This is a genomic window from Leptospira borgpetersenii serovar Javanica (assembly GCF_003046425.1).
Classification (GTDB): Bacteria; Spirochaetota; Leptospiria; order Leptospirales; family Leptospiraceae; genus Leptospira; species Leptospira borgpetersenii.
Genome location: NZ_QAJG01000022.1, coordinates 10,001 through 22,500, shown reverse-complemented (window position 1 = coordinate 22,500; position 12,500 = coordinate 10,001). Strand labels below are relative to the sequence as shown.

At 38.7% G+C, this 12,500-nt stretch carries 9 protein-coding genes (1 of these 9 cut by a window edge); 6 read left to right on the top strand and 3 right to left on the bottom strand.

Annotation, left to right across the window (positions count from 1 at the left end):
- The 3 genes from CLV95_RS14815 to CLV95_RS14805 all read left to right on the top strand — a co-directional run.
- Positions 1 to 611 carry the final stretch of a glycoside hydrolase family 3 protein gene (locus CLV95_RS14815; protein ID WP_026054821.1) on the top strand. The gene continues 1,129 nt to the left of window position 1, outside the view, so only the last 611 of its 1,740 coding nucleotides appear in the window; its start codon lies beyond the left edge, outside the window; the stop codon is at positions 609 to 611.
- A complete protein-coding gene (gene hemW / locus CLV95_RS14810; RefSeq protein WP_002728615.1) occupies positions 608 to 1,771 on the top strand; it encodes a radical SAM family heme chaperone HemW in 1,164 nt (387 codons plus the stop codon). Before CLV95_RS14815 ends, hemW begins: the two co-directional genes overlap by 4 nt.
- A 641-nt stretch (positions 1,772 to 2,412) precedes the next feature.
- Complete coding sequence (locus CLV95_RS14805; protein WP_002757929.1) at positions 2,413 to 2,817, top strand: acyl-CoA thioesterase; 405 nt, start codon at positions 2,413 to 2,415, stop codon at positions 2,815 to 2,817.
- A gap of 81 nt (positions 2,818 to 2,898) precedes the next feature.
- Here the strand turns inward: CLV95_RS14805 and ilvN are convergent, their stop codons facing one another.
- Both ilvN and ilvB read right to left on the bottom strand, forming a co-directional pair.
- Entirely contained in the window at positions 2,899 to 3,384 is a 486-nt protein-coding gene (gene ilvN, locus CLV95_RS14800; protein ID WP_002733795.1) for an acetolactate synthase small subunit, read from the bottom strand.
- A complete protein-coding gene (ilvB, locus tag CLV95_RS14795; RefSeq protein ID WP_002730836.1) occupies positions 3,381 to 5,090 on the bottom strand; it encodes a biosynthetic-type acetolactate synthase large subunit in 1,710 nt (569 codons plus the stop codon). Before ilvB ends, ilvN begins: the two co-directional genes overlap by 4 nt.
- A gap of 449 nt (positions 5,091 to 5,539) precedes the next feature.
- Here ilvB and CLV95_RS14785 point away from each other — a divergent pair, with 449 nt between their 5' ends.
- The 3 genes from CLV95_RS14785 to CLV95_RS14775 all read left to right on the top strand — a co-directional run bounded on the left by CLV95_RS14785 (position 5,540) and on the right by CLV95_RS14775 (position 10,265).
- Complete coding sequence (locus tag CLV95_RS14785) at positions 5,540 to 6,646, top strand: tetratricopeptide repeat protein (RefSeq protein WP_002733886.1); 1,107 nt, start codon at positions 5,540 to 5,542, stop codon at positions 6,644 to 6,646.
- Positions 6,647 to 7,213: 567 nt separating this feature from the next.
- A complete protein-coding gene (locus tag CLV95_RS14780) occupies positions 7,214 to 9,754 on the top strand; it encodes a methyl-accepting chemotaxis protein (protein ID WP_002733884.1) in 2,541 nt (846 codons plus the stop codon).
- Between the two features lie 241 nt (positions 9,755 to 9,995).
- Positions 9,996 to 10,265 (top strand): hypothetical protein, encoded by a 270-nt coding sequence (locus CLV95_RS14775; RefSeq protein WP_002626512.1) that lies wholly within the window; start codon positions 9,996 to 9,998, stop codon positions 10,263 to 10,265.
- 218 nt (positions 10,266 to 10,483) lie between these two features.
- On the opposite strand, the gene CLV95_RS14770 is transcribed toward CLV95_RS14775, so the two are convergent.
- Positions 10,484 to 12,487 (bottom strand): helicase, encoded by a 2,004-nt coding sequence (locus CLV95_RS14770; RefSeq protein ID WP_002730766.1) that lies wholly within the window; start codon positions 12,485 to 12,487, stop codon positions 10,484 to 10,486.
- Between the last annotated feature and the right edge of the window lie 13 nt (positions 12,488 to 12,500).

Below are 12,500 nucleotides of genomic sequence, written 5' to 3'. Positions count from 1 at the left end.
AACTAAAACACGGAATCGTCTACGAATTCTCCTCTAAAAAATCCGAACCAAAAGAAAAACTTTCGGAGTTGGAGCAAAAAGAAATCGCGTTCTTTCAAGATCAGATTGCGGAAAGAGAAAAAAACTTTTCAGAAATTTTTTCACCAACTCTCAATTCGGAAATATCAAGGGCATCCATCGTCGCATTTCCGTCTTCTTTCAATCCAATTACCGTAAAAACGGAAGAAACGATCTTCGCCGTTCAAGGAAAAGAATTCGAAACCTTACTCTCGGAAAAAAATATTCAAAACGTAAACTCCGGAAAAATTTCGAGCCTGGTAAAAAACAATAAATTCAAACGGATTGTAGTAACTACGTTCAGTCAATTGGAATTAGATTTAGCGGCCGGACTAGCAAAACGTTATCCGAAAACGGAAATCGTGGATCTTCACTATGGGACTCCATTCTTAAAATTGAATATGCTGCCGAATTTGAAAATCTTATTCTCTTTTTCTCCGACGTTGGAATCTAAAAAAGCGCTTTTGTATTCCGTTTTGGAAAGGACTTCCCCGATTCCGGTTGTAGATCTGATCTTAAAGGGTTCCGACGAAAAGACCGTCTCCCGGCCATGAAAATTGATTCCGGAAATCCTGTCACAAAGACTGGTTTTCCGGGAGTTTACGTCCATTATCCCTATTGCATTCAAAAATGTGAATATTGTGATTTTTATTCCCTGGGAAGCGGAAAAAAACCGATCTCGAACGAAAAAAACCTTTTTCAAAGATATCAAGAAGAAATAAGGCAAAGAATTTCCGACAATCCTACTATTTCCAATTTAGAATTCGATACGATTTTTTTCGGAGGTGGAACACCCTCCCGAGCAGACATAACTCAAATTGCGAATCTCATCGATTTTTTAAAAAATAACATTAAGATTTCAGAATATTCAGAAATCACTATGGAATGTAATCCTGAAGACATCACTCCCGATTTTTTAAAATCGATCGCACAAGCCGGAATCAACCGGATCTCCGTGGGCATACAGAGTTTTCATCCGGAAAGACTTCAATTTTTAGGTAGATACTACGATTCGAACAGGTACGAAAATATTTTGGAAACGGTCAAAAATTCCGAAATTTCCAACTTCTCCGCCGACCTAATCTACGGAATTCCGGGACAATCGATCGAGGAAATCTTAAAGGACGTTTTCCAGGTTTTGAAAGCGGGAGGAAAACATATCAGCCTCTATGCTCTCACTGTGGAAAAAGGAACTCCGTATTCCAGAAAGGTAATGGATAAAATCACTCCGGGCCCCAAAGAAGAAATTCAGGAAGAAGTCTTAAAACTTTTACCGAACCTCCTTTCTACGTATGAATTATTTCAATACGAAGTCAGCAATTATTCCAAACCTGGATTTTCGTCCGGCCACAATCTAAAATACTGGACGATGGAATATTATTTGGGAATCGGCCCAGGAGCTCACGGTTTTCTTCCTACAGGAAGATATTCCAATCCGAGAAATGTGGAAGCGTATAAAACAAAAAATCTTTCTAAAGAATACACAAAACCGGATCTTTATCAAGAACTCGTTCTTTCTTTGTTTCGCTTATTTCAACCAATCTCCATGGAAAGTTTTTATGAACTGATTCCCGAAAAAAAACAATTTTTAAATAGGCAATTAAAACGAATGGAAGTATCGGGACTTTGCGAATTTTCAAACGGTATTTTTCAATGGAAACCGGAAGCCGTTTTATTTTTAGATTCTAAAATTTTAGAACTCGCTTCTTTATAAGTCACAGGAATTTCCCTCTGATAAAATGGACATCTAAACAAACTTTACGATTCGAGACACACCCAAAATTAACGAGCAACTTTTACAAAGATGTAGAAGTTCTCATAAAATCGCACCTAATTCGGTTTTTTTGAAGAAGATCCACATTCTCTAACTTTTGAAACAAGCTCATCATAGTATCGTGTTCGAGCGACAAACTCCTGGTTGTTCAATACGATACTCAAGTTTGTAACTTGAATGAATCGATGGATCGATTTCTCCTAATTTTTCCAAAACGCCGGTCCAACAGCCCCATAAACTCAAAAAGCAAAAGAGAAAATCTTTTCAAAAATCCACACAAAAGCCCTCTGCGCAACATCCCTCCTCTATTTTGAAAAATACGACAATATAAAATACAATTTGGCCCATATTTAAATTTATAGCCATATTGAATCAATATTAATAAATAATTGTATACAATTTCTAATATATATCACATCCCTAATCAAAACAGTATAAAAGATGAAAGCCCTACTGTTTTGCATTCAAACAATCTGCATTCGACAAAAAATGTTCCAAAAAAATAATCTGAACAATTTTAGAAGCAAATTTGCGGCACTCTTCTTTTTATTCTAAGCAGTTAGACATAAGGGAAAATACAAATGATAACTAATACGAAGATACACCATTTTGAAATTTCCATTGGAAGCCACCATTGTGACGATGATGGAAAGTTAAATATAGAAAACGCCCAATCCTTCTTGAACGAAGCAAGAAAAAAAGCTTTGAAAGAAGTCGAATTGAATTCTCCAAACTCCGACCTAACTCATATCGAACCAATCGTTCTTTGGTCAGAAAGTGATTATCGAGATCAGATCCTTTTCCCGGATTCGATTTTAGTTCAGACCGAATTTAGAACGATTACAAACGCACGTTATAAGATTCTTCAGAAACTGATCCGAAAATCGGATCGCAGAATCGTTTGTCATTCGAATTCATTCTGTATTCTTTTTGATTCCAATCGAAAAAGACCCTGGAAACAATCGGTATCTTTAAAAGCAGTTTAAAATCTGAATAGGAACTACTTAAAGGACCTTACAATTTTCCAAATTTGGGGCCCTAAGACGAAATTGAGACGGGCTTTTAGTTTAAGATCCGATACTTCTGTATCGAATCGCGATTTGTCCAGTGCGAACGATTTCTTCAACTCCGTATTTGGACATGATTTCCACAATGGCATTCACTTTACGAGAGTTTCCCGAATATTCTATCGTCAGAGAAGTGTGTGTTAAATCCGCGATTTTCGCCTCAAACACTTCGCATACGGAAAGAATTTCCGTTCTTGTCGTCTCCGTCAATTTTACCACAAGAAGTACCAATTCTCTACTCACACAATCATGATAGGCAAGGTCTTCTACTTCCAAAACGTCCGGAAGTTTTAAGAGTTGTTTTTTTACTTGTTCTACGGTGGATTCGTTCCCTTTTACCACAATCACCATACTTGAAATTTCGGGGTCCGCTGTGACGCCCACCGCAATCGAATCTATATTATAACTTCTGCGAGTAAATAAACCGGAAACATGGCTCATTACTCCCGGATGGTTGTTTACCAGAATTTTTAGAATGTGTTTCATACTTTTTTCAGTCCGGCTAAATCTTTAAATTCGATCATTTCTTTTTGAGATTTTCCGGCAGGAATCATCGGAAATACCTTTTCTTCCGCCGGTATGATCACTTCTAAAAATGCCGACCCGTCATCTTTTGTAAAGAATTCGATTGCCCGGTCTATTTCCGATTTATCCGAAATTTTCATTGCAGGAATCGAATAAGCCTCCGCGAGTTTTACAAAGTCCGGGTTAAAATTCCATTCGGATTGGGAAAATCGCTCTTCGTAAAATAATTCCTGCCACTGGCGAACCATTCCAAGAAAGTTATTATTGAATACTAGAATTTTCACTCCCAACTTGTTCGCGGCAATAGTTGCAAGTTCTTGAATATTCATTTGAATCGACCCGTCACCGGATACGCAGATCGTCATCTTATCGGGCCTTCCAAACTTTGCTCCGATCGCGGCAGGGAGTCCGTATCCCATGGTTCCGAGACCTCCAGAAGTTAGCCAATTGTTCGGCTCGTCCAAAAGATAATATTGAGCGGTCCACATTTGATGTTGTCCTACATCCGTGGAAACGATCGCTTTGCCTTGAGTTTTTTTATAAAGACGCGCTAGGAAATCCTGAGGTTTTATCGCATTTCCGGAGTTATCGAAATCCAATGGATGATCCTTTTTTAAACCTTGGAGATATTGAACCCAGGAAGTACGATCCCGTTTTTGTATGAATGGTATGAGGACTCTCAATGTATCTTTCAAATCCCCGTGCAACAGATGATCCACGTGAACTCGTTTATTAAATTCTGCCGTATCAATATCTATATGCGCTCTGACCGCATTTTCCGCAAACTCACCGATTTTTGCTACACGGTCGTCAAATCTTGCACCCAGATTGAGTATATAATCACATTCTAATACCGCTTTATTCGCGGCTACGGTCCCATGCATTCCGAGCATCCCCATACTTAAGGAATGTGTTCCGGGAAAGGAACCGAGTCCCATCAAGGTTGTGGTGACCGGAATTTGGGCCTTGGTCGCAAGTTCATAAATTTCCTTGTAAGCGACCGCATTGATGGCTCCTCCTCCCACATAAAGAAGAGGTTTTTGGGATCGGTTGATTGCCTCCGCAAACTCTTCCAAATTTCCACGAACTTCCGGTTTTTTATAATGATGAGGGGCAATCTTCAGACGGGTCGCCTTTCTTACGTCGGTCAACCCAGTTTGAACGTCTTTCGGAAAATCAAGCAGAACCGGCCCTGGACGACCACCTAACGCAATCAAGGTCGCCTCCTCAAAGTGTCTTGCAATATCATCCGCAGACTTTATGAGTGCATTGTACTTCGTGATGGGAATTGTGATTCCGAAAATATCAGCTTCTTGAAAAGCATCCGTACCGATCGCATCTGTCGCAACTTGCCCCGTAATCGCGAGAATAGGAACCGAATCCATCTTCGCATCTGTAAGTCCGGTGACCAAGTTCGTCGCCCCCGGCCCCGATGTTGCAATGCACACTCCAAGTTTTCCGGTGGCTCTCGCGTATCCTTCCGCCATATGAACCGCACCTTGTTCGTGTCTTACGAGGATATGTTTGATTTTTTTACTTTTATAAATCTCGTCGTAAAAAGGAAGTATAGCCCCACCAGGATATCCGAAAACGACATCCACACCATATCCTTCCAGAAGTTCCACCATCAGCCTGGCACCCGTTATTCTTCCTGATTCTGCAGACATGCTTCCTCCTTTTAACGTCCATAAAGATACCGAAAAGGCTACTGTCAAGAGGAACCCGTAATCTTAAATCAGCGATTCTTCTACTAAAAAAAGACCTTCTACAAAGGTTTAGAATTTCAAAAAACGAACGAATTAGATTCTGCACGACGCTTTTTCTTTTAAGATATTCTTATTTCAACTCGTATCTATCCATAACAAAATCATGGTTGTCATTGAATTGAATATCTTTATTAAAAACATAAACGGAAATTTTTTTCCAAAATTGAATAGAGAAAAGGGACTAATTTCCAGTTCAAATCACTTTTTATTTTGATACTATAGTCATCTATTCTTATTTTCTTTACAGAATATTTGAACTTCAAAAGAATATTCAGCGAATCTTGTGCGTCAAAAATAATAATGCGAATTCTAAATTTGGAATAGCATAAATCTTAAAAAGAGAGAATCAAATGGAAAATCCTAACGTCGAAAAAGAAGAGGATAAACAATTCGCCGTCATCAAAAATCTCGCGAAGGAAGCATATAAACTTTTAGATTCCAACCAACTTCCGAAAGCGGAAGCAAAGTTGAAAGAACTTCTGGAAAAAGACCCACACAATACTTATGGACTAGTTGGCATGGGCGACCTGTTCTTTAAGAAGAAAAGTTACAAAAGCGCGATTGAATATTATCATAAATGTATTCAAGAAGACCCTTCCAATAAATTCTCTTTGATAGGATTGATGAATTGCTACCGGGAAATGAATCTTCTTTCCAGAGTGATCGAGGTAGCGGAAGACTATAGACATATTACAATCACGGACGCTTCAATTCTTAGCCGAGTGGCTGACGCTCACCGAAAACTGAAAAACTTTAAAGAATCAGAAATTTATTATATGCAGGCTCTACAAATCAATCCGAAGGATCAATATGTGATCGTGGGCCTGGGTCATCTCTACTTCGCATGTCAAAAATACAAGGACGCTATTCATTGGTGGGAAAAACTGCTTTTGATTCAACCAGACAACATTAAAATCCTTACTGAAATCGGAAATTCTTACCGCAAGATCAAGGATTACGACGAAGCGATTCAATATTATCATAGAGCCGCGGAACTCGACAGAAAGAATTTCTTTGCGTTATACGGCCTTGCAGAAAGTTATCGAGGAAAAAAGGACTTTCACAAAGCCAATCAGTATTGGGAAAAAATTCTCGAATTCGACCCGGACAACAAACTCATCATCAACCGATACGCGGACAGCCTAAGAGGAATGGGAGAATTTGACAAAGCGCTAGAATGCTTTAATAAAATTCTGGCCGAAGGAGAGGATTATTTCGCGCTTCTTGGAAAAGCTTCCTCTCTCAAACTCATCGGCAAAAGAGATAAAGCTGAAGAAATTTACCTCGATCTACACAAAAAATTTCCGATGGATCCTAGACCTCTCCTCGAACTTTCGGATCTCTATGTCGAAATCGATAAATCTATCGAAGCAATCCGATTACTCGAAGATTTTCAAAAAAAACAACCTCTGAACGAAGAAATCAAACACAAACTCGAAAACATCCGGGGCGAATAACGTTTTTAGCAGGAAAGCCTCAATCTATAATGACACTTCTTTTTTCTTAATTCAATTTTCGTTTTTTCTTCTCAAAACTACATGAATTCCGAAATTCAACATCCAGGAGCCCGCATAATCTCTAGATGTTGAAGTCCGTACTGACATTTGGACTACTCACAAACCACGACTTACCGGTGAAATTATAATCCTCTTCAAGTATCTCCGACAGGTCTACATTCGTACAAAATTACGTTTAAAGAAAAGGCCTCAATTCCATTCCATAGTCCCTTTATATTAGCAAATTGAATTTTAAGTGCAAAACATATATTATATTTATTTAATATTATAATACATCCAAAACGGTCTCGATATAACACATCTCTTGAAGTTATATCATCCAATCAAACTTCCGAATATTGCCCTCATCTTTTAATTCCTAAAGGGATGCAATATTCAATAAAATATAATGTGATTTTACATTTCTCTTTTTACTTTCTCCTTGTATTAATAATAGTTAATAGCTTTAATTTACATAAAGAATCAATCAAGTTCGAATAACGCATAACTTAGGTATCGGAACAAAATATGGATGACAACATTACAAATTCGATTCGTAAATTCATTCTTCATTTCATTTTGATAACCGAAGTCGTAGGTTTTACTCTTACGATAGGTACAGCGGTTTTATTTTATAAAATGTTTTTGGAAATGGATTCCAGCCAACTTGAAATCGCAATCTACATCACTTTAGCAACTTCAGTTTTTACCCTTATATTCGCGGTTTTTTCGGATATGCGTAGACTTCGGCCTATTCAAAAGTATCTTTTTATCACGGAAAGAAGTATCGCAGATAAAGAGATCATCTTAAAGGCGCAGAAATCCGTTTTTCGTATTCCTTTTTTTCATTCAGTCGAAATCGGCCTTCGAATTTTAATCACGGCCTCCGTCGTAATCACCATTCTCGGCCGACTTGTGGTCTTAGATGCGACTGATTACTACAATCTGTATGCGATCACTCTCCTCATGTCTCTCTTTATGGGAGTATACACGTTTTTAGTCTCGGAAAAATTGACTTCCAATCTGATTGAAGCGGGTATATTCAAAAATATAGACGTCTCATCTCTGGTAAAAATTCGCCTAACAGGCTCTCTTACGATAACCTTTATATTTATCATGTGTATCCTTGCGATTACGATCTCCTGTCTCGTATTCAAGTTCAACCATTTGTCGATTCAGAGATCGTATTTCAATCAGATGGAAAACATGAACGAAACGCTGAATATTTTTACGGAATCGATCTTCGAGGAAGTTCAATCCGACGCGCAAAAATTGAAAAAAAACCCCTTATTTCTTTCTCTAATCGAGAATCATAAAACAAACGAAATTCAGAAATTTTTAGATACACTTTTAGATCATTCTCCGAAATACGAATCCATTTCTCTTATCAAACAGGAAAATCAATCCTGGAAGGTTTTCATAGGTACTGGAATACTTTCCAAAGACCGCGAATCCATTCTCAAAGATTTCAAACTTCCTTCGAAAGATATCATCATAGAAACGATTTCAAGAAAAAGAATATTCCTAAGCGAACCGATCTCTTCTCCCATTTCCGGAGCACCCATACTTTTAATTTTGGAAACGATTCCGCAGAACGTAAATGTTTACATCGCTTATTCCCTTAAAATCGCCGATCTTACGAGTAAACTAATCGGTTCTATTCAGATCGGAAAATCGGGTTATTCCGGACTTATTAGTCCGAACGAAGTAATAATCAATCACATTAACTCTTCTCTGAATCTGAAAAGTTTGAAAAGTTTTCCTTTCTATTCTCAAATGAAAAATTATAAGAACAAAGTTCCGTTTCGTTATCTTTCTAACGGAAAATATAACTACACGATTCTCTATAAGAATCCGAAATACGACTTTCTTACCTTTACTTCGGTCGAATGTGAAGAAATCACCGGCGAAGCGATCGTCTGCGTTTACGCAATGGTGGGAATTTCCTTAGCCGGTCTTTTTCTAATAGGAATTTTGATCTATTTCATTCTTAAAAATAGAATCCGTCCTTTGCAAGAAAGTAAGAACGCCTTGGAAGCTATGGCGAATGGGAATCTTACCAACGGACTCAAGGTTTTTTCAATGGATGAAATCGGAGAGATGGCGATTTCAATCAATTCGTTTAACAAAAATGTGAAAAAGGTCTTAAATAAGATCGCAAACTCGTCCGAAAACCTTGCAAGCTCCTCCGACGAGATGTCGAAAGCCCATAACTCCATTTCCGATAACGCGCAAAACCAGGCTTCTTCTTCGGAAGAAATTTCAGCTTCGATCGAAGAAATCTCCGCCGGTATGGATGGAATGGAAATCCAGACGGAGGAGCAAGTCAATCTACTGGATCAATTCGCCTTGGACATGAGTCAATTCTCACATTCCATTCATTCAACTTTTAAAAGTTTGGAAAAGACGATGTCCGAAGTGGAAAGGATCACGGGAAGCGCTCAAAAAGGTGAAAAATCCTTGGAACTAACCAATCATTCCATCGCTAAAATCAGCCGTAGTTCGGAAGATATTACCGGCGTCATAGAAATCATCAGCAATATTTCAGAACAAATTCATCTTCTCTCATTGAATACGGCAATCGAAGCTGCTAGAGCCGGAAGCGCCGGAAGAGGTTTTGCGGTCGTCGCCGATGAAATTTCGAAACTAGCGGATAAAACGACGGACAGCATCAAAAATATAGAACACATCATTCAAAACAACGAAACGGAAATAGGAGTCGGAATTCAAAACATCACCGATACGGTAAAAGTCATCTCCGGAATCATCCAAGGGATTTCTGAAATCAATCACCAAATGAAGGTGGTAAATCGGTTTATGGAAGATCAACTTTCCAAAAACGATCAAATGAACCTCGCCGCGAAAGAAGTCAAAGGCAGGGCGGATGCAATCCAAGCGGCGGTTCGCGAACAAAAAATTGCAATTGAAGAAATCTCTAAAAGGATCACTACTATAAACGAGCTCAATCAATCTTCCGCGGCTTCCTCAGAAGAACTGAGTTCCAGTTCTGTCAACTTAGCAAAATTAGCCGAAGAGCTTAAACACGAAGTAGAATTTTTTAAACTTTGATTTCGTAAGAAAACGAAAAACGGATGTTCTTTTTTCGCATTCTGCGACGAAATCAAAATTGTGAATCGTTGTCTTCCGTGATTCATAACTGATTCGGAAAATCGATCTGCTTCCGTTAGTAGAACTATCCCGCTTCCGTCTATGACGTGATCTTAAATTCGCCCGCTCTCTATTTTCAATCGTCATGCGGAGCTTTTACAAAAACCCTTGATTTTTCCCCCCTTTCTTTTACTCTGCGTTTATGGAATGGGAAAAAATACTCAGGGACTCCGTTAAAGATAATAAGATCAAAGAGTTGCATCTTAGAAAAGTCCCCACTCTCAAAACCTGCGATGATTGGAGTAAGGTTCGGGAAATAGGCCTTATTGATCACAAAACCAAATACGCACATTATAAAGGGGGACTAGTTAAGTATGGAGACGCCCTCTTTTTCGTAACAGACGAGAGGCTCCAGGCGATCGCACCCTATCGCAAATGGGAATTCAAAACCAAAATCAAAGTAGAAGAATGACTCTAGTCCCAAAAGGACTCGGGCGCCATCTCTCCTATCAAACCGATCGTTTTTTGTTCTTTCTTTAAAAAGAACGAATTTTAATCTCCCCTCTCTTATTTGAGAGAAAATCTTCCGATAGTTTTTTTAAAAAAATGATTAGAATAAAATATGATGTTTTCCTTTTAAAAGAAAAATCTTATAAATCAAAAACAAATATAAAAAACCCGTTTCACGTTTCAGCGGGTTAGATTTACGATCAGATTTAGTTTTTCGGAAACCGTAATCACATCTTGCACTCGATTTTTATCGACCAAAACGGCTGTAGGACCGATTTCATCTAAAATGATCTTTTTTCCCTTAATCTGTCCGAGCAATAACTCCATCGTATTCTGATCTTTCGTACGAACCAAAACACAATCCTCCGTGATATCTACTACGGGAAGATTTCCACCCCAATCTTCCAATAAAAAAAGAAGATTTTGCGCAAGATCCGCCTTACTGGAGCTTTTTAAGAAATCGATAAACTCTACGGGTTTGTATCCGAGAAGAATCCCCAATTGAAACGCTTCTTTGGTCAGAACAAACGTATAAACACGATCGTAATCCCTAAGTTCGGTAAAAGCTTTCAGAAGATGAAGTCCGTAAATCGAAACCCGATCCGGGAACGCAATGATCGTAAAGTCCGGATTGATCGTGATCCCACCCTTCTCCGTCTTATGGGAAAGTTCTCCGGTTTGAAAGAAGTATTCTCCCAATTTAGAAAGAGTGAGAAAGCGGTTCGGATATTCTACTTCCAAAAGTCCAAACAAATGCAGATAAAAAATGACACTCATGATTTCCTTACGAAATTCCGCAAGGTCGGACTGAAAGTTTTTCGTCCTAAATCCGGGAGAAAGAATCATATGTTCCCGAATGATATTGGAAAAAATCACCGATAGATGAATTCGTTTCGCCTTGATGATGAGACTCACACATTTGTCCAATATAGGCTTATCGTAAAAAGGCATTTCAGTCGCGACAAATACTTCGGCAGGCACAACCCGTTTCATACGAGCCTCATTGACCTCGTGCACCACAAGTTTCATGATTTCGAAGATATCTTTTCTGTTAAATTCTTCTACGTCTTCTTTGAGGACGATGTTTTCACCTTTAATATCCACTAAATTCAAAAGTTTCAACACCGGTAATATGAGTTCCATCTGATAGATTTGACTCTTCTCCGGAAAAATTCCTATATCCGGATTGAGCAGTTCCTGCTCCGTCCTTTTGTGATCGGCTTGTTTTACTTTTCCGGATTTCGCGAGAACCAATCCCTTACGGCTGATGTAGGAAATTAATTTTTTCGTATTGAGAAAGAAATCAAGATCGTTCGTCGCAAGTTTTTCCGTTCTTTGTTTGGTCCCTTTTTTCACGGAAGGAAGAATCGGATGCGTCTGAACGTATTTTAAAATTTCATCGGGAATCACGAATACACGGACGAATTTTTCGTCCACGAAACAAACATCCACGATAAGTCCCTTTAAAATCAAAGAGGGAATGATCTGCTCGTATTTTCCACGGCTGGTCACCACGTAACTACGGATGTCTTCCGCTTCCGAAACACCGCCGCTCAGATAGATTCGAACAAGCGTATCTCTTTCCAAATCGGCAAGAGACTGAAGATTCAGATCGATTCCTTCCTCAGAACAAGCGATGGAATAAAACTTCTTCATTCCGTCGAGTTGTTTCGGAGCCTTAACGGCAGCCTTCCATTCTTCGGAAATCTCGGTCATTTTTTTACGATCGAGATATTTTTCCAAGGAGATCTTGTATTTGTCCCCTTTGAGATTTTGTTCGAGAGGAACCAGATCTGCGATTTCCTCAAACGCATGATATTTATCTAAATTATTCGTGAGACGTTCGCGATTTTTTCTCTGGTATACAAGTTGATATTTTCGAAGAAGATTCAACTCCATCTCGACGTTAATCGGGGGGATGTTTACTTTTCTCGAAATTTCCCCGAGAGTCAGCACGTTCTTATTTTTAAGAATACTCGTATAAATGGTAACCTGAAGTTGAGTGAGTTTTTCAAGAACTCCTTTTAGATAAAAATCGTCCTGGAAAATTTCATAGATATATGCTACATTCTTATTTTTTTCTTTATAAGGAAGTTTGGAAAGATTCCATAAAGCTGCGACCTTCTTCAGATCGTTCTGTTCCAGTTTATCGAGTTCCTGAAATAATACTGAATCGCTACTCATAGGAGGGGATACA